This window comes from Bacteroidota bacterium (assembly GCA_016713925.1).
In the GTDB taxonomy this organism is placed as follows: Bacteria; Bacteroidota; Bacteroidia; order AKYH767-A; family OLB10; genus JAJTFW01.
On the sequence record JADJOH010000007.1, the window covers coordinates 93,765 to 120,333 of the forward strand.

The 26,569-nt window shown below is 41.8% G+C and carries 23 protein-coding genes; 12 read left to right on the plus strand and 11 right to left on the minus strand.

Annotation, left to right across the window (positions count from 1 at the left end; all coding sequences use genetic code 11):
- Position 1: 1 nt before the first annotated feature.
- From IPJ86_08510 to IPJ86_08525, 4 genes are all read right to left on the minus strand, one after another.
- Complete coding sequence (locus tag IPJ86_08510) at positions 2 to 625, minus strand: biopolymer transporter ExbD (protein ID MBK7887331.1); 624 nt, start codon at positions 623 to 625, stop codon at positions 2 to 4.
- A gap of 15 nt (positions 626 to 640) precedes the next feature.
- Positions 641 to 1,276: a biopolymer transporter ExbD gene (locus IPJ86_08515; protein ID MBK7887332.1), complete on the minus strand. Its 636-nt coding sequence runs from the start codon at positions 1,274 to 1,276 to the stop codon at positions 641 to 643.
- 34 nt (positions 1,277 to 1,310) lie between these two features.
- On the minus strand, positions 1,311 to 2,078 hold the full coding sequence (locus IPJ86_08520; GenBank protein ID MBK7887333.1) for a MotA/TolQ/ExbB proton channel family protein: 768 nt from the start codon (positions 2,076 to 2,078) through the stop codon (positions 1,311 to 1,313).
- A 246-nt stretch (positions 2,079 to 2,324) separates the two neighbouring features.
- A complete protein-coding gene (locus tag IPJ86_08525; GenBank protein MBK7887334.1) occupies positions 2,325 to 2,816 on the minus strand; it encodes a YajQ family cyclic di-GMP-binding protein in 492 nt (163 codons plus the stop codon).
- 327 nt (positions 2,817 to 3,143) lie between these two features.
- Between IPJ86_08525 and IPJ86_08530 the strand changes: the two genes are divergently transcribed.
- The 5 genes from IPJ86_08530 to IPJ86_08550 all read left to right on the plus strand — a co-directional run bounded on the left by IPJ86_08530 (position 3,144) and on the right by IPJ86_08550 (position 9,993).
- Complete coding sequence (locus IPJ86_08530) at positions 3,144 to 5,339, plus strand: T9SS type A sorting domain-containing protein (GenBank protein MBK7887335.1); 2,196 nt, start codon at positions 3,144 to 3,146, stop codon at positions 5,337 to 5,339.
- The gene (locus tag IPJ86_08535; GenBank protein ID MBK7887336.1) at positions 5,336 to 7,510 is read left to right on the plus strand and encodes a VCBS repeat-containing protein; all 2,175 of its coding nucleotides are present in this window, start codon (positions 5,336 to 5,338) and stop codon (positions 7,508 to 7,510) included. The genes IPJ86_08530 and IPJ86_08535 overlap by 4 nt, the downstream gene beginning before the upstream one ends.
- 97 nt (positions 7,511 to 7,607) lie before the next feature.
- Positions 7,608 to 8,063, plus strand: a complete 456-nt coding sequence (locus IPJ86_08540; protein MBK7887337.1) for a hypothetical protein — start codon at positions 7,608 to 7,610, stop codon at positions 8,061 to 8,063.
- Complete coding sequence (locus tag IPJ86_08545) at positions 8,063 to 9,547, plus strand: hypothetical protein (protein ID MBK7887338.1); 1,485 nt, start codon at positions 8,063 to 8,065, stop codon at positions 9,545 to 9,547. The genes IPJ86_08540 and IPJ86_08545 overlap by 1 nt, the downstream gene beginning before the upstream one ends.
- 14 nt (positions 9,548 to 9,561) lie before the next feature.
- On the plus strand, positions 9,562 to 9,993 hold the full coding sequence (locus IPJ86_08550; GenBank protein ID MBK7887339.1) for a DUF393 domain-containing protein: 432 nt from the start codon (positions 9,562 to 9,564) through the stop codon (positions 9,991 to 9,993).
- Positions 9,994 to 10,039: 46 nt separating this feature from the next.
- On the opposite strand, the gene mdh is transcribed toward IPJ86_08550, so the two are convergent.
- Together mdh and gyrB are read right to left on the minus strand one after the other, a co-directional pair.
- On the minus strand, positions 10,040 to 10,981 hold the full coding sequence (mdh, locus tag IPJ86_08555) for a malate dehydrogenase (protein ID MBK7887340.1): 942 nt from the start codon (positions 10,979 to 10,981) through the stop codon (positions 10,040 to 10,042).
- Positions 10,982 to 11,290: 309 nt separating this feature from the next.
- A complete protein-coding gene (gene gyrB, locus IPJ86_08560; protein MBK7887341.1) occupies positions 11,291 to 13,261 on the minus strand; it encodes a DNA topoisomerase (ATP-hydrolyzing) subunit B in 1,971 nt (656 codons plus the stop codon).
- A 293-nt stretch (positions 13,262 to 13,554) separates the two neighbouring features.
- Between gyrB and IPJ86_08565 the strand changes: the two genes are divergently transcribed.
- From IPJ86_08565 to pyrF, 6 genes are all read left to right on the plus strand, one after another.
- On the plus strand, positions 13,555 to 15,048 hold the full coding sequence (locus tag IPJ86_08565) for a glycosyltransferase family 39 protein (protein ID MBK7887342.1): 1,494 nt from the start codon (positions 13,555 to 13,557) through the stop codon (positions 15,046 to 15,048).
- Between the two features lie 303 nt (positions 15,049 to 15,351).
- Positions 15,352 to 15,876, plus strand: coding sequence for an NAD(P)H-dependent oxidoreductase (locus tag IPJ86_08570; protein ID MBK7887343.1), 525 nt, complete (start codon positions 15,352 to 15,354; stop codon positions 15,874 to 15,876).
- A gap of 959 nt (positions 15,877 to 16,835) precedes the next feature.
- Entirely contained in the window at positions 16,836 to 18,830 is a 1,995-nt protein-coding gene (locus IPJ86_08575; GenBank protein MBK7887344.1) for an OmpA family protein, read from the plus strand.
- 62 nt (positions 18,831 to 18,892) lie between these two features.
- On the plus strand, positions 18,893 to 20,062 hold the full coding sequence (locus tag IPJ86_08580; protein ID MBK7887345.1) for a phosphoribosylformylglycinamidine cyclo-ligase: 1,170 nt from the start codon (positions 18,893 to 18,895) through the stop codon (positions 20,060 to 20,062).
- Between the two features lie 6 nt (positions 20,063 to 20,068).
- On the plus strand, positions 20,069 to 21,163 hold the full coding sequence (prfA, locus tag IPJ86_08585) for a peptide chain release factor 1 (protein ID MBK7887346.1): 1,095 nt from the start codon (positions 20,069 to 20,071) through the stop codon (positions 21,161 to 21,163).
- 211 nt (positions 21,164 to 21,374) lie between these two features.
- Complete coding sequence (gene pyrF / locus IPJ86_08590; protein ID MBK7887347.1) at positions 21,375 to 22,199, plus strand: orotidine-5'-phosphate decarboxylase; 825 nt, start codon at positions 21,375 to 21,377, stop codon at positions 22,197 to 22,199.
- A gap of 139 nt (positions 22,200 to 22,338) precedes the next feature.
- On the opposite strand, the gene IPJ86_08595 is transcribed toward pyrF, so the two are convergent.
- From IPJ86_08595 to IPJ86_08615, 5 genes are all read right to left on the minus strand, one after another.
- A complete protein-coding gene (locus IPJ86_08595) occupies positions 22,339 to 23,862 on the minus strand; it encodes a T9SS type A sorting domain-containing protein (protein ID MBK7887348.1) in 1,524 nt (507 codons plus the stop codon).
- A gap of 265 nt (positions 23,863 to 24,127) precedes the next feature.
- Positions 24,128 to 24,403 (minus strand): hypothetical protein, encoded by a 276-nt coding sequence (locus IPJ86_08600; protein ID MBK7887349.1) that lies wholly within the window; start codon positions 24,401 to 24,403, stop codon positions 24,128 to 24,130.
- Positions 24,309 to 24,641 (minus strand): transposase, encoded by a 333-nt coding sequence (locus IPJ86_08605; protein ID MBK7887350.1) that lies wholly within the window; start codon positions 24,639 to 24,641, stop codon positions 24,309 to 24,311. Before IPJ86_08605 ends, IPJ86_08600 begins: the two co-directional genes overlap by 95 nt.
- Positions 24,638 to 25,192: a hypothetical protein gene (locus IPJ86_08610; GenBank protein MBK7887351.1), complete on the minus strand. Its 555-nt coding sequence runs from the start codon at positions 25,190 to 25,192 to the stop codon at positions 24,638 to 24,640. The genes IPJ86_08605 and IPJ86_08610 overlap by 4 nt, the downstream gene beginning before the upstream one ends.
- An 86-nt stretch (positions 25,193 to 25,278) precedes the next feature.
- Positions 25,279 to 25,527 carry a hypothetical protein gene (locus IPJ86_08615; GenBank protein MBK7887352.1) on the minus strand — a complete coding sequence of 83 codons (249 nt, stop codon included), beginning with the start codon at positions 25,525 to 25,527 and terminating at the stop codon, positions 25,279 to 25,281.
- Between the two features lie 132 nt (positions 25,528 to 25,659).
- On the opposite strand from IPJ86_08615, the gene IPJ86_08620 reads away from it, so the two are divergent.
- The gene (locus tag IPJ86_08620; GenBank protein MBK7887353.1) at positions 25,660 to 26,568 is read left to right on the plus strand and encodes a helix-hairpin-helix domain-containing protein; all 909 of its coding nucleotides are present in this window, start codon (positions 25,660 to 25,662) and stop codon (positions 26,566 to 26,568) included.
- Position 26,569 lies beyond the last annotated feature (1 nt).

Sequence of the window (26,569 nt, forward strand, 5' to 3'; positions counted from 1 at the left end):
ATTATTTTGCCGGGTTGAGTTTGTTAATCATTTCAAATTCCTGCTGTGCTAAATCAACAATCGCATATTTGCCTACCATGGTGATATTGAGTTCGTCTAAAACATCCACTACATTTTTATAGGAAGCTTTGTCGTCCGCTTTCACCAGCACCATGAGCGCCTTTTTTTCTCCCTTCACATCTACTTCTAATCGCTTTAAGGTGGTATCCGCAACGTTGTTGGCTACCCCCTCTTTGCGAAGTTGCATGATTTTATCAAACGCATATTTGTTGTAGTCCAAAAACACCTTTCGCAGGCCATCATTTGAATAATTGGTAGGCGTAAGTGTAGTTTCCGGTTTTAATTCTCCAAAATACCAGTAGATATTATTATCACCACTGAGCAAAACAGTTACCGCGTTATTCACTTCTGTTTTAGTTTCATTCTCAGGCTTCACGGGCATATTGATCTCCATGGTCTTTGGCTTACCAAAGGTAGTGGTCATCATGAAAAACGTCAGGAGCAGGAAGGCCAGATCCACCATCGGAGTCATATCGATGTGCGTACTCTGCTTTTTAGCTCTGACTTTTTTATGTTTCCCCCCTTTCTTCCCGGAGTCCTGTTCGTTGCTTTGTACTTCTGCCATTTTCTTGGATCAAGATTATTGGTTAGGGTTATCTTCTAATGAGGTAATCAAATTGAAGCGATTCACCTTCATTTCCTGGAATATATCGATAACGCGTTTAACAGAGGTATAATTAGCTTCAGCATCTCCTTTAATGGCAAATCGCATCTGTTTATCCCTGTCTTTCTCACCATTGATTTGTGCATCAGCTAATCGACCAAAGCGAATCCAATCGCCCAGTTGATTATTAAGTGAGTCAAATGGAATTCCCTGACTTTGCTTCATGAAATCTTTGCGTTTTTCCTCGTTTAATGGAAGGTACTGTTTTAATTGTTGAACAGTCATTCCAAAGGTGGTCATTACTGAAAACCTCTTTAAATCGTTATCTTCGAACTTCACGTCATATTTATTACCCATTTGCTCCAGCATACTTTTCCGGAGTTCCTTGCCTTCCAGATTAAAAAAGATACGGTTCTGTTTATCGATACTGACAACCATTACTTTTTCAGGAAGAATTTTTTCCGAAATGGAGGTTGGTGAATCAATAATAACAGGCTCGTCCGGGCGAAACTGGGTGGTGAGCATGAAGAACGTCACCAGGAGGAAGGCCAGATCCACCATCGGCGTCATGTCGAGGGATGGACCCTTTTTTGGCATCTTCACTTTAGGCATACGTCTCTTTTTTAGCGTTTAGTAAATGATTGAATTAGTTACGGGTAGTGAAAGTCTGGACAATAGAGTATCCGGCTTCATCAATTCCATAAGTAATTGAATCAATTTTATTAGTGAAGTAGTTGTAAAAGATAATTGCAATAGCAGAAGTACCGATTCCGAGACCGGTATTGATCAGGGCTTCAGAGATACCTGTTGCTAACGCTATCGCATCCGGAGCTCCGGCTTGCGCAAGTGCTGCGAACGCACGAATCATACCGATTACTGTTCCAAGCAGTCCCATCAGGGTGGCAATAGAAGCAATAGTAGAGATGATGATCAGGTTTTTGGAAAGCATGGGGAGTTCAAGTGTAGTAGCCTCTTCAATTTCTTTTTGAATGGCCGCTATCTTATGCTCTTTATCCAGCCCTTTCTCAGCCTCCATCTGTTTATAGGTGTTTAGACCTGCACTGACAACCGCAGCAATGGAACCTTTCTGACGTTCACATTCCTTTCTTGCACCATCAATATCTCCTTTGCTAAGAGCTGCACGAACCTTGTGTACAAAACTGTCGATGTTTCCACTACCTTTTGATTTGGCAACAGTTGCAAAACGCTCAATTACAAACGTGATAACAATGACTAAAAGAGCCATAAGAATTGGTACAATAAATCCACCTTTGTACATCATTCCCAAATAGTTGCCTGGTAGTGGATTCAGGTCTGGATTGTTGTCCTGGAAATTACCCGGACTTCCCAGAATAAACTTGAAAATGATCCACGAGAGAATTGAGGCGGCCGGAATCACAATGGCGGCCAGCATCCCCGGATGCCGGATCCTGATTTGTTCTGACTCATAATGTTCGTTTTGTTTTTTTAATGGTTATTAAGTTTATGTTTTTCTAATATTAAGGGGCGACAATAATAAGGAATCCCCACGAACCTTAAAACTGCAAAAGGTTAATAAATTGTTGTGGAAGGGGATGAATGTTACTATTGTTTGACATACAGGCTTCTATTTGCCCCAAATAAGGTCTTGTTTTTTAAACGAATGCGCCCATAGCGGGCATCAGTTTCTAAAATTTGTAAATTGTAATGGAATCCCAATATTGGCGGCTTTGACGGAAGACATCGAGGCCTGAAGATCATCCAGCTTCTTTCCTGTGACTCTTAATTGATCGTCCATAATGGAGGCTTGTACCTTTAAGCCACTGTCTTTTATGATTTTAACAATTTTTTTTGCAGTTTCTTTATCGATTCCCTTTTTCACAGTCACTTCTTTTCTGAGCATGTTTCCACTGGCATAATGTTCTTTTCCGAAATCTAAGCCCTGAGCATCAATGCCTTGCTTCATCATTCGTGAAATCAGGATGTCCTGAATGGCTTTCACCCGCATGTCGTTTTCTGTTAAAACATTGATGATGAATGTCTTTTTGTCAAGTTCGACCTCGGTTTTAGAGCCATGAAAGTCATATCGGGATGAGATTTCCTTGATGGCAACATTGATGGCATTATCAAGTTTCTGAAGGTCGATTTCGTTTACAATATCGAAGGAGGGCATCTTTTCTGTAATGAGGAACGAAAGTACTGCATTAATTGAAAACGATCCTATTGATTTTTCGTAGTTGTGAATAATATCCGGTGATTTGATGTAATTGTGTCCATAAAATTAGCTTGGCAGGGATAAATGGCCTGCTTTTAAATTAGTTCTGACTATGCAGGAGTTTTCCCATTTTATGCAGTTATAAAACAACGAATAGAAATGCTGAAAAATGATTTTCCTCATTAAATAGCCCTCATTGTGCTTTTTGTGTAAAAATCAGTCGTAGGTTGAACACATTTCGTAATAGTAACCTTTATCTTTGAAGTGATTAACAAAATACATACTATGCGATTATTATTCCTCTCAGTACTTTTTCTGAGTTTGACTGCTCTTGCTCATTCACAAACCAATCCCTTTCTTTTTCTCGACCAACGTCCTAAAGTTGTTGTCAACAGCGATACACTTGATTTTCCCTGGACTGGCGGATTCAATAGTATTATGCCTGTAGAAGTAGATTTTAATGGAGATAATATTCTGGATATTTTCTTTTTTGATAGAGTAGGAAATCGAGTGTCCACCTTTTTGAATAACGGAAGTGCAAGTGCCTTCCCTTATAGTTATGCTCCATCTTATGCCTCTCTCTTGCCTCCTTTACAGGATTGGGTACGCTCTGTTGATTATGACTGTGACGGCGACATGGATTTATTCACCTATTCTAACTCAGCAATGCTTGTCTGGAGAAATGATTATTCATCCGGTTCAGGACTGCAATTTTCAATTTCTAATAATCAGATCAATTCCTGGTATGGTACTTTTTATAATCCGATTTTTGTGAGTCAGGTAAATATGCCGGCCATTGTAGATGTAGATGGTGACAGTGATCTGGACATTATCACCTTTGCGAATTCAAGTAATTACCTGGAGTATCATAAAAATTATGCAATGGATTCATTGGGAACCTGCAATGGATTTCTGTTTACACTTGAACCTTATTGCTGGGGATATTTTAAACTCAGCGGCTTAACAAATATCGGTTTACTGAATCAGAATTGCAGATCCGGTAACCTGGTAGGTGATAGTGCAGAAGTTTCGAAAAGCAGACATTCCGGTTCCGTGCTTACTCCGCTTGATCAGGATTGTGACGGAGATGTTGATTTGTTGAATGGGGATATTCTTGGAGAAAACATGTTGTTTTTATTGAATGGTGGTACTCCGGACTCTGCCTTTATAGTTTCACAAGACTCCGCTTTCCCGGTCTATGATGTGCAGGTTAATATGCAGAATCTTCCTGCTGCCTATTATCTGGATATGGATAATGACGGATTAAAAGATATGCTGGTGAGTCCTTTTGCTACAGTAGGAGAGGATTTTAATAATATTCATTTTTACAAGAATACTTCCAACAATTGCAGTAATGTATTTGACTTTGTTAAACCTCGTTTGTTTTCGGAAGAAACCATTGATTTGGGAACAGCTTCAAATGTTGTATTTTTTGATATCGATAAAGATGGGTTAACGGATATTATTTCAGGCAATGATTTTTACTACAATCCTGATCCAAACCTCGCCTTTTCAAAACTCGCATGGTTTAAAAATATCGGAACAACAACGCAGCCTGTGTTTACATTGGTTACTGATGATTGGTTAGGTTTATCAGGAATTACCCAGTACGGACTCTTTCCTGCTTTTGGTGATCTCGATGGCGACAATGACGAAGATCTACTGTTGGGCAACGCGGATGGCACTTTAATTTACTATCAGAACACAGCCGGTCCTGGCCTTGCCTGTAACTTTGTTTTTGCCTCTCCCCAGTATCAGAGTATTGATATCGGAAACAATAGTGCGCCTCAAATCATTGATGTGAACCGGGATGGGAAAAACGATTTACTCATTGGCGAAAGAAGTGGCGTGGTAAATTATTTTGAAAATACCGGTACGGCATCCGCACCAATTTATAATCTGAATACCGCAAATTTTGGCGGAGTGAATGTGTTGCAGCCCGGTGCAGTAGCCGGATATAGTGCTCCCCTCCTGTTTGATAATGGGAGTGGTTATGAATTATTGGTGGGTTCTGATAAAGGTGCAATTTATCATTTCACTAACATAGATGGGAACCTCACCGGAAATTTTACATTGTCGGATTCTCTTTTCCAGGGTATACAGGAGCTCAAAAGAGTTACACTCAGCAAGGCAGATATTGATGGCGATTCAAAATACGATTTATTGACCGGTTGTAATGCCGGTGGATTTCGCCTCTATTCTCAGTATACATCCTCTTCCATCAGTCAAATCGAACTACCGCAAAATTTTACCATTCATCCGAATCCTGCGGGCGACTTTTGCCGTATACAAATTAACGGTGATAGTATAAACCGAAAGGGCGTTTTAAGCGTTAGTGATATTAGTGGCAAAATGGTCAAGACGCTTGAAATAACTTCCGGATTAGTGCAACTAAATACAAGTGATCTTACGTCAGGGATGTATCTGGTACATTTCAATAATGGCTTTGGTGTAACAGTTCAAAAACTTATTAAACAATGATCAACTTCCGTATTGCCCTTATTGGTTGCTTCGTTTTCTTGCAAGTACATATCAATGCTCAACCGGTAGCAATGTTTAGGGATACCAGTATAGCGGTATTCCATAATACCAATCGATTAGAGAATGCATGGGCAGGGGGAATGAATACACCTGTTTTTGGAACGATGGATTTGAATGGTGATGGAAAAATGGATTTGATTGAATTTGACGCGCCCAGTTTAAGAGTCAATACCTTTATTAATCTGGGCATCGCAAATATGTCCAGCTATAAGTATGCTCCTGAATATGCCAGAGTGTTTCCGAAAGATCTGGAAGGATGGATAAGAACGTTTGACTATGATTTTGATGGTGATATGGATTTGTTTTCTTATGCCGGAGGTGCAATTTCATTATTTCGAAATGATTACACCCCGGGAACGGGTTTGACATTTACGCCGATCACTTATCAGATGGGAACACATTATGGGGGTTTTTCCACCAATATTTATGCTTCTCGTGTGAATGCACCGGCATTGACAGATCTGGATAATGATGGAGATATGGATGTCCTCGCTTTTAGTATCAGTGGCTCATGGGTGGAGTGTCACAAGAGTTACTCCATGGATTCATTGGGAGTGCCCGGACAGTTACTGCATTACAATATACCAGTATGCTGGGGATATTTTGTGTTAGCGAACAACACCAATACTGCTGTTCTTCCTCCTGTTTTGCCGACTTGTCCCCTTTGGGTCGCGAATCCTTCTGCACGAACTCCATTTGATGAAGCAGCTGAACCCGGAAGTGGTCCCTTGTCACTGGCAACACGGCAACAGAGGCATGCCGGATCCACTTTGCTGGCTCTTGATATGAATGGAGATGGCGATAAGGATATATTAAACGGTGATATTTTAGGTAACAATCTTCTCTATATTGAAAATTGTGGTACTCCTGACTCTGCCTGGGTTTGTGCGCAGGACACGGCATTTCCCTCTTATGATATTCCTGCGAATCTGAACGATGTGGCAGGCCCGCATTATTTTGATGCGAATAACGATGGAAGCAATGATCTGATTGTCTCGAATTTCTTTTTTACAGGAGAAGATTATTATAACGTGAAGTATTATCGCAACACCACAAACAATCAATCTAACGTTTTTGCCTATGTGAAAAACCGTTGGCTCGTTGATGGCATGATTGAAGTAGGTACAGGAGCACATCCGGTTTTCTTTGATGTAGATCAGGATGGTAAGAAGGACTTGCTGGTAGGAAATGATTTTTATTATAACAATAATTCTCCTGTAGGGAAAATCGCATATTATAGAAATACAGGAACAGGTACAAAGGCAGAATATACACTAGTGACCGATGATTTTTCGGGAGTATCAGCTACAGGTCTGTTAGGTATATATCCTGCGTTTGGTGACCTGGATGGTGACGGTGATGCAGATATGCTCCTGGGAGAATCGGATGGTAACCTGGTCTATTATCAGAACATCGCGGGAACGGGTAATCCATGTATTTTTATTCTTACTCAACTGAATTACCAGTCCATAAATATAGGCGACAATGCAGCACCTCAGCTTGTAGATGTTGACAGAGATGGGGATCTGGATCTCCTGATTGGCGAAAGGGCAGGCACGCTGAATTATTATAAGAATACCGGTTCTCCTACTGTACCTGTTTTTTCCCTGGAAACAAGCAGTTTTGGCGGATTAAATGTGACGAAATGGAATTCGTTCGCCGGATTTTCCGCTCCCGTTTTATTTGATAACGGTAGTGGGTATGAGCTCATCGTTGGATCGATGAGCGGCTACCTCTATCATTACAATAATATTGATGGGAATCTCGCAGGAAATTTCAATCTGGTGGATAGCATGTTTCAGAATATTTTTGAGCCACAAGTAGCGGTACCGGCAATGGCGGATGTAGACAGTGATGGAAAATATGACCTTGCTGTGGGTAGTCTGGCAGGAGGTATTGTACTTTACACGCAGGATGCAACATTGTCAATCGCCCAACCTGCCTCATCCGGTGCTTTCTTTACGCTCTACCCAAACCCTACAGAACAGCTCTTAAATATTGCACTAAGTCCATCGGCTGATCACCGACTCCTCATCCGGTTTTTTGATGTCAGAGGAGAATTGATTTATCAGCGGGAGGCTATTCACAGTAATATTACTGTTGATTTCTAGTCATACCCATCCGGTATCTATCTCTGTAGAGTGACGGGGGGGGGAGAGAAGTTTCAGTCAAAAGTTTATTAAACGTTGATCCTATTCTATTATGTACATGAAAAAACCAAAAGGTTATTTACCCCTAAAAGGCAATCTGTCACTACTTTTTATATTCGGCATACTGGTGATGTTGTCCTATGGTTGTAAAGATAAAAAGGAGGAAGAGGTCATTGATAATTGTCTGGAAGGAAGAACCGGAAGCCTCAGCCTCGTTGTAAAAATGGTGCATCATGCCCGTCCCATTCCCGGATGCAGGGTATTTGTGAAATTCAATACTTCTGAGTTTCCCGGTGAGGACACCACTAAGTATGATTATAAATTGTCGGCGGATTCCAATAGTCCCTTTGCGACAATTGACAGTTTGACTTGTGGCAATTATTATATCTATGCAGTCGGTATTGACAGCTTACTGGATCCCTCGAACTGGATTTGCAAAGGAGCCCTTCCTTACAGCACTACACTTGTAACCGGAATTGATTCCATGAACGTTTACATAACCGAAGGAGATTGATGAAGAAGTATAATTGGTTTGCCATTGTTCTTGTTCTGCTGAGCTCCTGTACCTACGATCAGTATGAGCCTGTTGTTGTAACGAGCAGCGGATATCCCACAGAGGTAGAAAGTATTATTGTCGGAAAATGTGCAACCGCAGGTTGTCATAATACCATCAGTAAAAATGCTGCTGCCGGATTGGATTTGAGCAATTGGGAAGTAATGTTTGAAGGTACCAATAATGGCGCCGTCACTATTCCTTATCGTTCTGACTTTAGTACAATCTGTTACTTTACCAATGTGGATAGTACTTTAGGGTTGGTGGTATTACCTACTATGCCGGTGAATGAAAATCCGCTTTCCGTTGCTGAATACATGGCATTAAAGAATTGGATTGACGCCGGAGCACCGAACAAGGATGGGTTTGTGAAATTTTCAGACGACTTAAACAGACATAAATTTTATGTGGTCAATCAGGGTTGTGATGTTGCAACGGTGTTTGATGCAGATACCAGGGTAGCCATGAGAATTGTAGACGTGGGTCAAAACCCGGGTGCATCACCACCGGAATCGCCACATAATATTAAAGTGACCCCCGATGGTTTATATTGGTGTGTGGTGTTTTTAAATGCCGACATTGTTCAGGTATTTAGTACTGCTACAGATCAACTGGTAAAAACAATTCCAATTGGAAATGGTATTGCAGGTGGATGGAATACACTTACCATCTCTAAAGATTCTAAAAAAGCATACTCCGTTGATTACAATGGCGGACGAGTGGCCTTTGTGGATCTCGAAGCCGGAACTTCAAATACTGTTGGTCCTTTTCCGATTACGGGTAATCCATCTCCAAACCTGCATGGCGTGGCTTTAAATGCGACAGACGATACACTATACGTTACCTGTCAGGAAATCAGTAAGATTTTAAAAATTCCGGTGAATGATATCATAAATTATCAGGATATAAATATTAATCCACTCGGGCCCTGGCAACTTCCCTTTCCGATGAAGCCACATGAAATTATTTTCAGTCCTGATTATAGTAAGTATTTTGTTACTTGTCAGGATACCAATGTGAATCAGGTGAGGGTGTTTAATACTTCCAATGATCAGCTGGTGCAAGTGATACCTGTAGGCAAAGTCCCCTTGGAATTTGCTTTATATGAGGATGGCAATCTGCTCTTCGTGACCAATACAGAAGATGATTTTTTTCCGGATATGCGGGGCTCCATCAGCGTTATAGATTTGAATACATTGACGGAAATTAAGAAGATCAAAGTCGGATGGCAGCCACATGGTATTGCCGTTGATCCGGTAAAGCAGGTGGTGTACATCGCCAACAGGAATTATACCGGTGGTCCTGCACCGCATCATGCTGCATCCTGTGCCGGGAAAAATGGTTATTTAAGCATCATCGATTTAAATACATTAGAGCGTGTTCCTGACTTTAAACCCGAAGTGAGTGTTGATCCTTATGCAGTAGGTGTTCGGGTAAAGAATTAAATCGATTTCTTATTGTGAATCTAAATGGAGAACGTGATCCGGAAAGTAGGATGGAAGCACGATCAATTATTGTTTTTGATGGCTATTGCAATCTCTGTTCATGGAGCGTGAATTTTATACTGAAGAGGGATAAAAAGGCAAGGTTTGTTTTTACTTCGAATCAAAGTGAAGCAGGGAAGCGACTGTTTTCCCAACACAATATCAGTACGCCGGAATCTGTTTTGTTAGTGGAAGAAGATAAATGTTATTCGAATACGTCGGCCGTGTTTCGTATACTTGGTCATCTTGGTTTCCCCTGGAACATCTCCCTTGTATTTTTATTGATTCCTCCGGCGCTGCGAGATTTTGTTTATCGTTTTATTTCGGCAAGGCGTTACCGTTGGTGGGGAAGACGGAGCACTTGCAGGGTGGCTACTAAAGAGGAGATGGAAAAGTTTTTACCATAAAAAAAGCCCTGAACAATGCAGGGCTTATCTGGTGCTTTATTGTTTTTTATTTTACAGCCTCTGTCATTTTATCGAGAACCGACATTACTTCTTTCACGGCAACGGATGACTTCTGTAATAAATCCATTTCATCCGGCTGAAGCTTCAGTTCAATGATCTCTTCAATTCCATTCTTGCCGAGTTTAACAGGAACGCCCAGATAGACATCTTTCATTCCATATTCACCCTGCAACCAGGCGCAAACCGGGAAGATTCGCTTTTGATCACGTACTATGGCTTCTACCATTTGAGCGGCTGCAGCACCCGGCGCATACCAGGCGGAAGTTCCCATAAGGTTTACTAATTCTCCGCCACCCACTTTTGTACGTTGAACGATAGCATCCAGCTTTTCTTTTGAGATAAGTTCTGTAACCGGGATACCTGCCACTGTGGTGTAGCGGGGTAGTGGCACCATCGTATCGCCATGACCTCCCATCAACACCGATTGAATATCTTTAGGTGAAGTGTTCAATGCCTCAGCAAGGAAAGCGCGGTAACGGGCAGTGTCAAGGATACCCGCCATTCCAAATACACGCTTGCTGTCAAAGCCTGAAGTCAGGTAAGAGCAATACGTCATAACATCCAACGGATTGCTGACCACAATAATGATCGTCTTCGGACTATGTTTGATGATATTCTCTGTTACGGATTTCACAATACCTGCATTGGTAGCTATTAAATCATCACGACTCATACCCGGTTTACGGGGAAGACCTGATGTTATAACTACAACATCTGAACCGGCTGTTGCAGAATAATCGTTCGTCACCCCTTTGATACGGGTGTCATACATATTGATAGGTGCTGTTTGCCACATATCAAGTGATTTTCCTTCCGCAGTTCCTTCTTTAATATCCAGAAGAATGACTTCGTTAACTAGTTCGCGTTCTGCAATGACATTCGCACAGGTTGCTCCAACATTGCCTGCTCCTACTACAGTGACTTTCATTTGGTATAAGGGTTTTAAAATTATTGTGAATGGAGCCGCGAAGGTAGGAAAAACAGAAGGCTCAAAACAAGTACCCGGGATATGATTTTTATTGTGTGGCAAAAGGAATAGACTGTTGCAGTTATTTAAGCGCCAGGTATAACATTAGATCTTGATAATGAAGTAGTTAGTAGAAGTAGAATAGGCGTGATGCTAATTTGAGAAGTTCATCATGTCTACCGGCGAAATGGATGATCCGGATATAGAAACAAAAAAGAGGCTATAAGGAGTAAATATCCTAACAGCCTCTTTCATTATTTTCAGTGGATATCAGATATCTACTTTTGCATATTTCGCGTTCTTCTCAATGAACTCACGTCGTGGTGGAACATCGTCGCCCATCAGCATGGAGAAGATATGATCTGCTTCTGCGGCGCTTTCGATAGTCACCTGACGAAGTGTTCTGGTATCCGGACGCATGGTAGTTTCCCATAATTGTTCCGCATTCATTTCTCCAAGACCTTTATAACGTTGTACATTCACTGTACTTTCTTTTTCTCCGGCGAGTCTGCGGATGGCTTCGATGCGTTGTTCATCTGTCCAGCAATACACTTCTTCTTTTCCTTTTTTCACGAGATAGAGCGGAGGAGTGGCAATGTAGATATACCCTTCTTCGATGAGTTCTTTCATATGTCGGAAAAAGAAGGTAAGAATCAGGGTCGTGATATGACTACCATCCACATCGGCATCGGTCATGATCACCACTTTGTGATAGCGTAATTTTTCAATATTGAGTGCACGTTGATCTTCTGCTGTTCCCTTGCTCACGCCGAGGCCTGTGAAGATATTTCGGATCTCTTCGTTGTCATAGATCTTATAATCCATGGCTTTCTCCACGTTCAGGATTTTACCACGCAGAGGAAGGATCGCCTGAAAATTACGATCGCGGCCTTGCTTGGCAGTTCCACCCGCCGAATCTCCCTCGACAAGGAATATCTCGCATTTTGCAGGGTCACGTTCGGAGCAATCGCTCAATTTACCGGGTAGTCCGGAGCCGGAGAATGCGCCTTTACGTTGCACCATTTCACGCGCTTTTCGTGCAGCATGACGGGCAGTAGCAGCCAAAATTACTTTGTTGACGATGTTACGCGCTTCACGAGGATGCTCTTCCAGATAGTTGTTCAGCATTTCAGAAACCGCCTGGTCAACAGCACCAATAACCTCGTTGTTTCCGAGTTTTGTTTTTGTCTGTCCTTCAAATTGCGGCTCCTGAACTTTTACGGAGATGACAGTCGTTAGTCCTTCGCGGAAGTCATCGCCACTGATCTCAAACTTTAACTTGGATAAAAGACCTTCTTTATCTGCGTAGTTTTTTAGGGTTCGCGTTAAAGCACGACGGAAACCTGCAAGGTGGGTTCCTCCTTCATGGGTATTGATGTTGTTTACATACGAGTGAACATTTTCATTAAAAGAAGTATTGTACGACATCGCTACTTCCACAGGAGTGCCACCTCTTTCTCCTTCCATGTAGATCACATCTTCAATCAGCTTTTCACGAGTGGCATCGAGGTATTCCACAAATTCCACCAGTCCTCTTTCACTGTAGAACCGTTGTTTGTTCACAGCTTCACCGGCTTCATTCAATTCACGAAGGTCGGAGAGCGTAATGCTGATCCCTTTATTCAGGAAGGATAATTCCCGCATTCTGGTGGCCAGCGTTTCGTAGTTATAATCTGTTGTGATGAAAATGGAAGCATCGGGTCTGAAAAATATTTCAGTTCCGGTGAGATTGGTATCTCCAATGACTTTTACATCATATAAGGGTTTACCGATATTGTATTCCTGCTGAAAAATCTTTCCGTTACGATAAACGGTTGCAATCAATGTGGACGAAAGTGCATTCACGCAACTGACACCCACTCCATGCAAACCGCCGGAAACTTTATAGGAATCTTTGTCAAATTTACCACCGGCATGTAAAACGGTCATCACCACTTCCAGTGCCGATTTGCCTTCCTTATGATGCATATCGGTAGGAATACCGCGTCCATCATCTCTAACTGTGATGCTGTTATCAGCATTAATATAAACCTCAATATTCTTACAATGACCGGCAAGAGCCTCATCAATGGAGTTATCGACTACTTCGTACACCAGATGATGCAGACCTTTTATGCCGATGTCGCCAATGTACATGGCCGGACGCTTTCGAACTGCCTCAAGTCCTTCAAGGACCTGAATGCTATCGGCGGAATATTCGTTGTGCTTTAATTCTTCTTTTTCCAAGACTTGTTCGCTCATTATCAGTTAGTTAACCTATATTTATCTAAGGAAAACAAAGATACGGATTTTAATGCTTTCTAAGGCGCTATTTCCGTGGAGATGTTAATAATTACCAAAACTGTTGAAAACGTTTATTTAATCCTGTTTTATATGGAAATAGGGAATAGAATTTAATGGCGATTGATGGTCCGGTTTGACCAGGCAATTTTAAAGGCGATATGGGGAACACTGCAGTATTCAAAGTAAAACTAATTTATCCTTAAGTTATTGTTAATGGAAAAAAGATGATGCATTATTTACAATTTTGTGCCATGAACGCAATTAAACGTTTTTACAACGAGCATCCCCTGAGAACAATATTGGCGTTGGGGCTATTCTTTCGATTGATAGCTGTAATTTTTTCGAAAGGATTTGGAATGCATGACGATCATTTTCTGGTGATTGAAGCTGCGCAGAGTTGGGCTGACGGGTATGATTACAACAATTGGCTTCCATGGAACAATAGCGGAAAGCCAAGTGGTCATAGTTGGTTTTATGTGGGCTTACATTTTTTCCTTTTAAAAGCACTCAATTTTATCGGACTCGATGATCCACAGGGGAAAATGTACATCGTTCGTTTTTTACATGCCATTTATTCAATGGGTGTTATCGTATTTGGCTACCGGATTGCCCGGCGTTTAGGAAATGAAAAAGATGCGATCAGAGTAGCCTGGTTTTTAGCCTTGATGTGGTTTATTCCCTCTTCCAGTGTCAGAAATTTAGTGGAATGGGTATGTGTGGTCCCACTCTTACTTTCTTCACTCTATCTCATCAAAGCCGAACAGGAAGGAAACCGGCAACGCCATTTTATTTTATCCGGATTATTTGCCGGAATTGCCATGAGTATTCGATTTCAGTCCTTGTTTTTTCTGGCGGGAACCGGATTGTATTTATTGTATAGAGGGAAAATTAAAGGAGGACTTTTACTTGCTGCAGGTTTTGTGTTTGCCTTCTTCATTACTCAGGGTGCGGATTTGATTTTTTATCATCGCCCCTTTGTGGAGGTAACCGAATACATTCAGTATAATTTGTTAAACGCCACCACTTACTTCGACCGGCCCTGGTATCAATACTTACTAACGGTTGGGGGTATGCTCATTCCACCGGTGAGTATTTTTCTCATCATCGGTTATTGTAAGGCCTGGAAAAAAGTATTGGTGATCATACTTCCTTCGTTGGTATTCTTTCTTTTTCATTCCTGGTTTCCGAATAAGCAAGAACGTTTTATCCTGCCGTTTATTCCTTTCTTTATCATCGCAGGAACAATTGGCTGGGGTATGTTTCGCGAAGGCAAATTAATGAGTAAAGCTGAACTCTTTTCATGGCGTTTTTTCTGGATCTTGAACACTGCCGGATTATTGGTGTTGAGTACGACCTATTCAAAACGCTCTATGACAGAGGCCATGTATTATTTGTATCAACAACCCGACTTCAATAATTTCATAATGGAAGTCAGTCATAGGGATTCGCCCCAATGGCCGCCTCAGTTTTATTCGGGGAAATGGAATCAGGCCTTTTGTATATATAAAGAGTATCCCACCGAAAGATTCGTCACCTACATACAACAGCATCCCTCGGAGTATCCTCATTATATATTATTTTTCCAGGAGGATCATGTATGGAACCGCATCGCAAAATTTAAGAAGGTAACCGGCGCTGAATTAACCTTTGTTCACAAGGCGACCCCCAGTTGGTTCGATGCATTATTGCATTGGTTGAATCCCCGCAATAAAAATGAACCGGTGTATATTTTTCTTATCAATTGAAAGTTACAACCGGCTACCGGCTGCCAGCTTCCGGTTGCCAGCCAGTTTAGCCGCAAGCTGCCGTCTACGAGCTGCATTCATATACTTTAATAACTTGTAAATGGAGCAAGAAGCATTATTACCGGTAGTCGGAAGTGGCGAGGCAACGAGGTGCTGTTCGTTGATGCAAACGACGCTCCCCATCGCGTGTAAAAGTTCTCACCCTTGAGCATTAAACTTCACTTTACGACCGTTGGCCGGAAGCCCGAAGCCCGAAGCCGGAAGCAAATGAACTTTCCAATGCAATTATTGTTATGATGACAAATGATAACGATAATCGCAGGTACAAACCGTCCGGAAAGTCTAACTTTAAAATTTGCCACTATTTATAAAGAACTTCTTGAAAGAAGCGCAAATGAAGTCATGCTCCTCTCATTGGCAGACATTCCGGCTTCGGTATATTTAAATGGTAGTTATGAGCACCACTCAACTCCTCACGAATTACAGCAATTGCAAGAGGAATATTTCATTCCGGCAGAAAAATATGTATTCATATTTCCTGAATACAATGGGAGTCTTCCGGGAATTTTAAAATTACTAATTGATAGTTTGAATCCTAAAATTGCATTCAAAGGAAAGAAAGCTTCATTGATTGGAATTGCGAATGGTAGAGCAGGGAATCTTCGGGGATTAGATCATCTCTCCTCTATATTAATGCATATGCAGGTGACTGTACTTCCTTACCTTTTGCCGGTGAGTAAAGTACAAGCTGAATTCGAAGAAAATAGTTTGAAGGAAGCAACGTTGAAAGTAGTTGAGGATCATATCCGGAGAACTATAGAATTCTAATCTTTGAATAAAATAGTGTTGAAAGAATCAGACATCTTTTCAGATTACCTTGGAGACCTTACTCTTCCTGTGACATCCAACACCTTTATCTTATAATACAATAGCATTCTTCAGTCCTGATTTTTAAACAGAACGTATACGTATAGTAATTTAGCATTCCCGGTTATTTAAAAGTATATCGGACCGATAATCCGACATCTCCCGCCCAAAAGTTGCTCACACCAATGATGTTTACCGATGGTATCCAGTCAAGGGCAAGATTTAAAGGGATGTCATTAAAAACGTATTCCAGTCCAATTTGTCCATCTATTCCAACAACAGTTCTGGTATCATTATAGTCTCTGTCATTGTCCCACCATGGATTTCTATCTCTGTCCCAAAACCCAATATGTCCGCCACCGCCAATAAAAAGTTAAACCCCGGCTCGTTAAATACCGGGAAATTTACATTGTACAATCCGGTGATATTCAGACCTCTCCATCTGGTATACAGTATCCCTTCAATACTATGATTGTCTTTAATGAAATGACGTAGCGTTATTCCGGCTCCACCATTAAGTCTTAAACCAAGCGCGGTCTTATAATTATATTGCGCAGTACTAACTTGGTTAAAACATAAAAATATAAAAATCAATAGGTTAATTCTTTTCAAATGTTTAATATTCATGCCTGCTAAGTTAGGGGTATATTTTCTTCTTTAATGAGTAATCTTTTTAGGATTTCGTCCTCTGAATTACTAACCTGTGCCAATATATCGATTGAAACTTAACGAATAAGAGGTCATTTTTAATGTATTGTGTATAAAAAATGCTTTCATTTTATTTCATTGGCTCTATTTTTAATGTAAGTGTATAATAATCAGTGCGATGCAATAAGATGACAATTCTCTTCATATTTTTCCTTTTAAAATTAATTTGTTTCCTTTGTCCTTCATTGAAAAAATTTAACGTACGTGTCCTTATGATCAAGAGAACCCTAAGCCTGTTATTAATATTGTCCATCGCTATTATGAGCAGTTTTGCTCAGGATAAGCCAGTTAAAGCCAAAAAGAGCAGAACTCAAAAGGCAGATAAGTTTTTTAAGATTGGAGAATATTACACAGCTTCAACCTTTTACAAGAAAGCTTACACTAAATTTAAAAAGAACGAAGACAAGAGCCGTGCAGCATTTTTTGCCGGTGAATGTGCCCGTTTTATGGGAAATAATCTCGAACAGGAAGATTGGTACGGAAAAGCAGTTAAAGCGAAGTACAAGGATCCCATTGGAATGTTGCGCTACGCAGATGCTTTAAAGGCAAATGGAAAATATGCAGAGGCCATCGTTCAATACAATGCATATAAAGAGGAGATGCCGTCCGATCCGAAAGCGGCTAATGCGGTAAAGTCTACAGAAACCGCGCAAGCCTGGAAGGATAAACCAACCCGTCATAGAATCGACAATATGTCGGTGCTGAATACGAAGTATTATGATTTTGCTGTTTGCGAAAATCCTGCCGTTAAGAATAGCCTTGTTTTCTCTTCTTCAAGAGAGGAAGCTTCCGGTAGCAAGAATGATAACTGGTACGGTGAAAAATATTTTGACCTCTTCCAGGCTTCCATGGATAACAATGAAAAATGGAGTACGCCTACTAATTTCCCCGGTCCGGCAAATAGTGAGAATAGTGATGGAGCAGCAGCTTTTGATGCAACCGGTAAGGTGATGTATTTTACCACTTGTCCGAGTGATAAGGAGAAGGATACCCAGTGTAAAATCATGATGACTACTATGGCGGATGGCAAGTGGGGTGATGCAGTGATGCTTCCTTTCAACAGTGAAACCTATACTTGCGGACATCCTTGCCTTTCTCCTGATGGAAAATTATTATTCTTCGCTTCAGATATGCCGGGCGGTTCAGGTGGGAAAGATATCTGGGTTTCTGCATGGGATGGAAGTATGTGGGGAACGCCTACCAATTTAGGTACCGGTGTGAATTCAGAAGGGGATGAGATGTTCCCAACGATGGGTAAAAATGGTCGTCTGTATTTTGCTTCTAATGGCAAGCCGGGTATGGGTGGTTTAGATATGATGTACAGCACCAATGAAGGTGGTGTATGGGCTGAAGCTACCAACCTGAAGTCGCCGATGAATTCTTCAGCAGATGATTTTGGTCTGATCTGGAATACAGAAACAACAGGATATTTCACATCAAACAGAGATGGCGGAAAAGGCATGGATGATATTTATTCCTTCATGGTTCCACCTTTGAAACTGGCTGTGGGCGGTCGTGTTTATGATACCGATACTAAAGAAAATCTTGCCGGAGCTACCGTTGAACTTTTCGGTTCTGATGGTACTTCCCTGAGTGTGCAAACAGGTGCTGATGGTATGTATCGCTACGACCTGAAGCCAAATGTGAAATATAAAATTTCTGCTTCATTCACCGGTTATCTTACCAAGTTCCATGAACTTTCTACCGTTGGACTGGAAGAAGACGAAGATTTCGTAAAGGATTTCGATTTCCCATTGAAGTCTACTGCGAAACCAATTACTGTACCTGAAATTTTCTACGATCTTGATAAATCTTCTTTACGTGCTGAATCTAAGAAAGCACTCGATGGTTTGATTCAGGTGTTGAACGATAACCCTACTATCACCATCAAGCTCACGTCACATACCGATTACCGTGCTGACGATGCTTATAACTTAAAACTATCTGATCGTCGTGCGAAGAGTGTACTCGATTACCTGGTGGCTAACAAAATTCCTGCTGATCGTCTGACATGGGAAGGAAAAGGTGAAACCACACCAAAAGAAGTGGAGAACGATGAAGAATACCTGCCCTTTAAACGTGGTGACGTGTTGACAAAGGAATTCATCGACAAACTCGAAACAAGAGAACTGCGTGAGAAAGCGCATCAGTACAACCGCCGCACAGAGTTCGAAGTGACCGGCACTACCTATGTACCTAAGAATTAAAAATACTTGATTTAGCAATGAAGGGCGGCTCATAAAGGCCGCCCTTCTTGTATCTTTGCCCTATGAATACCTCCGATCGTTATACTCAAAGAGGAGTTTCCGCCACTAAGGATGATGTGCATGCTGCTATCCGGAATCTGGATAAAGGCATTTTCCCTAAAGCATTCTGCAAAATTGTCCCCGACTTCCTCGGTGATGATCCGCTTTGGTGCAATATCATGCATGCGGATGGCGCAGGAACGAAGAGTAGTCTGGCCTATGCCTACTGGATGGAAACCGGTGATCTCAATGTGTGGAAGGGCATTGCTCAGGACGCACTGGTGATGAACCTCGATGATTTACTGTGCGTGGGAGCAACCGATCGGATTTTATTGTCATCGACCATTGGCAGGAATAAGCGATTGATTCCGGGAGAAGTGATTGCGGCCATCATCAATGGAACCGAAGAACTGGTAGCGCAGTTGAGAACACACGGAATTAACATCTATACCACAGGCGGAGAAACCGCAGATGTAGGCGATATCGTGAGGACCATCATTGTGGACAGTACAGTAACCTGTCGTTTAAAACGCAGTGAGGTCATTGACAATGCAAATATAAAGGCCGGTGATGTGATTGTGGGATTAAGTTCCTCCGGACAGGCGAGCTATGAATCTTCCTATAACGGAGGCATGGGCAGCAACGGTCTTACCTCTGCACGACATGATGTTTTTGAAAATTATCTCGCCTTAAAATATCCTGATACCTTTGATCATGGCATCGACGCTTCACTCATCTATAACGGTGACCTCCAGCTAACGGAGCGTATAGCCGAACTGGATATTGATGCAGGTAAACTCGTGTTATCGCCCACACGTACCTATGCCCCCGTTATGAAAAAGATTTTCGATCAGTACCGGAGTCAGATTCATGGTATGGTGCATTGCAGCGGTGGAGGACAAACTAAAATTCTGCACTTCATCGATCAGTTGCATGTTATCAAGGATCAGCTTTTTCCGGTTCCTCCGCTTTTCCGCATCATTCAGGAGCAATCAAAAACCGACTGGAAAGAGATGTATCAGGTCTTTAACATGGGACACCGGATGGAGATCTATGTAGAGCAAGATATCGCCGAAGAGATCATCGCCATTTCAAAGAGTTTTAATATAGATGCACAAGTGATCGGCAGGGTAGAGACCTCGGCGAAAAAACAATTAACCATTAAAAGCGATCAGGGAATATTTACCTGGTAATAGAAAATGTCCACAGATACATTACTGGATAGACTGGCAGGGATAGAAGCCCGATTCAACGACATCGGCGTGCAGTTGGGCGATCCTGCGACGATTGCAGATCAGAAAAAGTTCCGACAACTGAATAAATCCTATCGTGATCTGGAAGAGGTGGTGAATGCCACTCGTGAATACCGGAATATTTTCGTCCGCATCAACGAGGCAAAGGAAGTCCTGAACAACGATAAAGACGAAGATTTTCGTAACATGGCGAAAGAAGAGTTGGAGATGCTGGAACCTCAACTGGAAAAGCTGGAAGCGCATATTCAGCAATTGCTCATTCCCGCCGATCCAGAAGACAGCAGAAATGCCATCCTTGAAATTCGGGCAGGTACCGGCGGAGATGAAGCGAGTATTTTTGCGGGAGATCTCTTCAGAATGTATCAGCGCTATTGTGAGAACAAAGGATGGAAAACAGAATTGGTGGACTACAACGATGGAAATACCGGCGGCTATAAAGAGATCGTGATGGAAGTGACCGGAGAGAAAGCCTACGGGGTATTGAAATACGAAAGCGGCGTGCATCGTGTACAGCGTGTCCCTGCTACAGAGACACAAGGTCGTATTCACACCTCTGCTGCGACGGTAGTCGTGTTACCGGAAGCCGATGAGTTTGATGGAGTAGATATCAACCCCGCTGATCTGGAATATCAAACAGCACGTTCGAGTGGAGCCGGTGGACAGAATGTAAATAAGGTAGAAACCAAGGTCCAGCTTACACATAAACCAAGTGGTATTGTCATTACCTGTCAGGTCGCAAGATCGCAGCATGCCAACCGCGATATGGCCCTGCAATTACTGCGTTCTAAATTGTATGAGATAGAATACACCAAGCGCATGGATGAAGTAGCGCGCCGACGCAAAACCCTCGTGAGCACCGGCGACAGATCCGCTAAAATCCGCACGTATAACTACCCGCAGAGCCGCGTTACCGATCACCGCATCGGATTCACCAGCCACAACCTCCCTGCCGTCATGAACGGAGACATTCAGGACTTTATCGATGCATTGCAATTCGCGGAAAATGCGGAGAAAATGAAAGAAGAAAATATGGTTGGGTAATTTGATGATTTGAAAATTTGAAGATGATTCGATTTGAAGATGTGTATATGAAAGGGATTGATGTTATTGGTTTGAGGGAGGATTGTCGGGATGTTTTTTTGGATGATATATTGTAGTGGAATTATAGAATTAATATTGAAAACACCGCTGCGCTCGCTGCGATCCCGAGACTTCGGGACGCTGCGTACGCCGCGTTTAAACGAAGATTACTTTGAATCGTCAGGAACTCTTTCAGCAGATCGTCAGGAAACGCAGTTACTTGTGTATTGGCCTCGACACGGACATCACCAAAATTCCGAAGCATTTGCTGGAGGTAGAGGATCCGGTTTTTGAATTCAACAAAGCCATCATCGAAGCGACGCAGGATCTTTGTGTGGCGTATAAACCCAATCTGGCTTTTTACGAGAGTCTGGGTTCAGGGGGGTGGAGAAGTCTGGAGAAGACCATGGAGATTATTCCGGGAGATATTTTCACCATCGCCGATGCCAAGCGCGGAGATATCGGTAATACGTCGGCGTTATATGCGCGGGCCTTCTTTCAGCAGATGCATTTCGATGCGGTAACGGTGGCGCCTTATATGGGAGAAGATTCCGTGAAGCCCTTCATCGGATTTGAAAACAAATGGGTGATTCTCCTGGCCCTCACTTCTAACCCCGGAGCCCTGGACTTTCAATTGAACAAGCAGGAGGGTGGAGGACAACTTTACGAAGCCGTGATGCAAAAGGCGCAAGGTTGGGGAAGTCCGGATCAACTGATGTTCGTTTGCGGAGCTACGCGTGCAGAGGAATTTAAACATCTCAGAGAAATAGCCCCGGAAAGTTTTTTCCTTGTCCCCGGTGTAGGAGCACAGGGCGGTGATCTATCCGCCATCTCACGGTCAGGCATGAACGCACAATGCGGATTACTCGTCAACTCCTCCCGCCAAATCATCTACGCCTCCTCCGGACCAGACTTCGCCTCCGCCGCCCGCACGGAAGCACTAAAAGTCCAGCAAGAAATGAAAATTCTCCTCGAAGAAAGCAGCCTGCTTTCATAATCATCCAGACCTTCTTCTTAACCACTTAGACCACGTAGAACACTAAGAATAAGTAAAAATCCTTAGTGTTTCCTTAGTGCGCTTAGTGCCTTAGTGGTTAAAAAGGAAAATTCCTTCGAAGACGACGATCTCTATGCAACTAAAATTTGATAGTTTTTGACGAAACACTTTCCGACTCAGTAATTAAATTGACAAAATAAACCCCATTCGCCACCGCATTCATCGGTATCTCTCCCGTCACATACCCTCCCGCTATCACCTCCATTTTCTTCTCGTACACCAACCTCCCTTCCATATCAAACAACCGCAAACTCCCCGTTCTTCCTTTGAGTTTGGAGGCGTTGATGTGAATCATATTCCACTCGCTGTTGTACCATGCCTGAAAAAACGCTTGCTGTGGGGGTTCAAGATTTTCAACCCCTACAGCAAGCGTATCACAAGGCGAGCCCACCCAGGCACCGAGTTCGTAATCGGGATTGTTGGGAAGGCCGTAATAGGTTCTTGCTCCACCAAGGTAAAAACTAAACGGTTGAAAATCGCAAGCGAGGCCGAGGGAATCGGGTTGGTTGATGACAGAGAGGTTAGAATTGATGGTAGTGAACATAGTATCAGGATATGTCACAAAGAAATTTTCATCAGCTGCTGCTAGATAAATCTTATTATCCGGAGCTAATTTTAGTGCGTTGATACCAATATCGGGATTCACAAATGAATCAATGACCGTTTTACTGGAACTAATATTGGTGGCATTCAAATCGAACTGATACAAATGTGATGGAGCGCTAGTTTGTGAGTATTCACTAACATATAATTTAGTTCCATCGGAAGAAAATGCACAAGAGCTATAATGTGGATAAGGAAAAGCAGTAGCCTCCTGTTCAATAGGTGTTGTTGAAGTGATAGTTCCTGTGCAACGATCAAAATAACATAATTCAATCATCCCTTTAATAGAAATATTTGCGAACCTATCACCAGTTGGATCAAAAACTAAGTGACCACCATTGGTTGTATGACTTAATCCAATGGACTGCTGAAATGGGCCGGTTATTCCATTATCATCAATTAAATAAAAGAAAAATTCATTTGAAGGAGTCGTAAAAGTTGGCGCATACCATCGTTGAAATATCAACCACCAATCACTGCCATTTCCATGGCGAACTGCCATCAATGCATCAAAGGCAGGAAAATTATTTAACTGCATATTCTTTTGAATGACAATACCAGAATCATTGTTAGCTTTGTAATTCAATTTTGAATAATAAAAGCCGTATGGGTCATTAGTAACTCCAATTCCAAACATATAAAGAAGAGAATCGTTACCAGGATCCGGAATGAATAAATTTACATGATACCACCAGCCTCCATAATTATAATCCCCATTTTGCATTAATGTATTGTACTTATTCCAAATACAAACATTGGTCGTAGATGTGTTATCAAATAATGCAGCATAGCAATTCAATCCATTCGTATCAGAAATTGAAACTGATCCATTGCGCCATTTACTATTTGTTTTGAAATTAATCGGATTTGTACCGGAATTCAACCAGGAAATACCTGCACTATCTCCGAAAGCCCATACTCTATTTGTGAACTGCGCCAACACCTTCCCACCCCCAAAAAACGCAGTCATCAACAGCAAAGCGCAAAAGAATTTTTTCATCACAATAAAATTACGGAAAAACTTTCTAATCTCCGCTAACTCAATAAAATTCTGGCGGGCCGCAGATTCGTTATGATTATTATGATCTGTTATGATAAACCCGCGACCAACCTTCGGACTTCGTAGCTAACACCATCGCTTAAGCTTTGACGCACTCAGTTAGCGTAGTAGTCCCCACATATTCATCATGTTTCGCCCACTTTCGTAATTCGCATTTCGTAAATTTTCGTTCCTGCCTGCCGGCAGCTACTGTTTGGACACATCTTTAAGTGTAATTTGAAGCCAATTTCCATCCTTCATAAATATTCTCAAATTTTTCTACGCCTTTTAGTAATATAATTGGGCCTGGTGGTCTTTGATTTGGATTTCCTTTCCAACCACCCAATCTTCCTATTATCCATGATGCCCATGCTAGTACTTTAGGAGAATATGGGTTTGTTGTGGCTTCAGTTACTTTTAATTTTTGCTCGATTTTTTCCAAGCATTCTATTTCTTTCTCGTCGAAGACGTTTGTTATGGGCTGGCTTTTTTTCCACTCCATATGCAAGGTAGAGTTGCATCACTTTTAGTGCAGCTGCCAACACCAACAGATAGAGTTTTCTAATACCCCATCCATTTTTAAGTTGGGTTTGCTCTATTTTAAATCCTTGCTTCTTAGTCAATCGAAACAACTGTTCAATATACCATCTTTGTTTATAACGTTCAATGATTTTCTCTGCATCTTCACCTGTTCGTAGTTCAATTGTAGTGAGAATTCGCCAGTGTATCGGATCCTTTATTTTACATTACTTTTTTCCTGAACATTTACTACAAATAACTCTTTTGACTTTGGTAATTCCTTGTTAATATATTTCCCATGTGGTCGTTCTAACTCTACTTTGCATACTTTAATTTCGGCTTGTGCTATCCTTGCAATCTTTTGTTTTCTTAAATCTTTAATTATCGGAATGGATAATTGACCGAGCGACTTTGACTTTTTAATGGTTTCATCCATTGAACTTCCATCTGCAAGTTTCCTGTCACTTCTGCTTCTAATTATTAAATCAGTCCGGTCATCCGGCACAGTGCAAAACTGATCATAAATGTCACCTTCACGATCTTCTATTATCGTGATTGTTGCTGCTTCTGATAATATAGCTTTTGAGCTTTCACTCGCTTTTATCCACTTATAGGACTCCTTTTCTTCAATGGGTTGTTGCTTATAAATCCGTGTTGTATTGTTTGACTTATCTTCTTTTCGATGCCATAATTGTACATCGGAATAGCCCAACAAATCTTCAGTTTGGGCATCAAGTACCAAGCTAATATGAGTTAAAAAGCCTAACCCCATTTTGTTGCCAACTAATCCTAAACCGCTATCTTCTTCTATGCTTTCCTTTAGATGCCCTAAACCATAAGAACTACTATCTTGAATTACTAATACATCTTTCCTTGAACATTTCTTTTACATCGTTTCGTTAGAGAACTGATGAGCTCTGCCTCACTAACGTTTTCATTATCCAAAAACCTGTAAAACCCTTTTTGATCAGCTTCAGTTAACGTGCTACCGTGAACAGAACTTGTTCGAGAAATTACTAAGGCTGAAACAACCTTTCTTGCCCTGTCTTCTAACCTTTTATCGCTCAGTTCGCCTTCGAAATCAATTATATAATTTGGTTTCTTCATAAGGCTAATTTAATACATTTGTGTCCAAACAGTAGCTGCCGGCAGGCAGGTTTCGTAATCCTTTTCCGTTTTTAAACGACTACAAGTACTTCCCCACCCCCTATTGTTTTGACAATACATTTTCTTTGCTTCATGAAAACAAGTAGATTCCGTCATGTATGGATGTCGTATTTTACATACACCAGAAGTGAAAAGAATGCAGCGATGGTATTGACTGGATTGTTGTTGGTGATGCAAACGTATCTATGGTTTCGGCATTATACGGATACACCAAGGGAATATCAACTGTCTGCCGAAGAAGCGCAGCAATTTCAACAACTGGAAAGTCAGAAGAATTCCAAATCGTTTAAGAGGGAAGATGCAGCCTCGGTTAAATCGAAACCTGTCCTATCGGTATTTGATCCGAACGAAACAGATTCCGCCGGATTTGTTGATTTGGGAATGAGTCCAAAGCAGGCCGCCTCCTTGTTGCGTTACCGCGATCGCATTGGTGGTTTCAAGGATAAAGCATCCGTTCAAAAAGTAAAAGTGCTCCAACCGGAGTTGTTTGCGCAGTGGGAACCTTTCATTAAAATGAAAAACATGGAAGCTCCCGTGATTAAACAGCGGACAGGGTTTTTGCAGAAGAAAAAACAAGAATTGCCCATTCTCGATCTCAACCGGGCGGATACGATCGCTTTGCAGGACTTGCCATTGATCGGTTCGGGGAGAGCGAGGGCGATTGTGAATTACCGGGAGCGACTGGGAGGATATATTTCGGTGGAGCAAATGATGGAGGTGAAAGCGATCCCCGACTCTGTGTATGAAGCCATTCTTCCCTATCTCAAAGTGGTGAGCGGTCCTTACAGGAAACTCGATATCAATCATTTGTCGGCAGATAGTCTGCGACATCCGTATATGAACAAACAATTGGCAAGGATGATCGTTTCTTACAGAGAACAACATGGAGTTTTCAAAACTTATCAAGATCTCAGTAAGCTTCCCTTGGTGAATGCCGAAATCCTCAGTAAACTTGCACCCTATTTAACCTTTAACCCTTAGT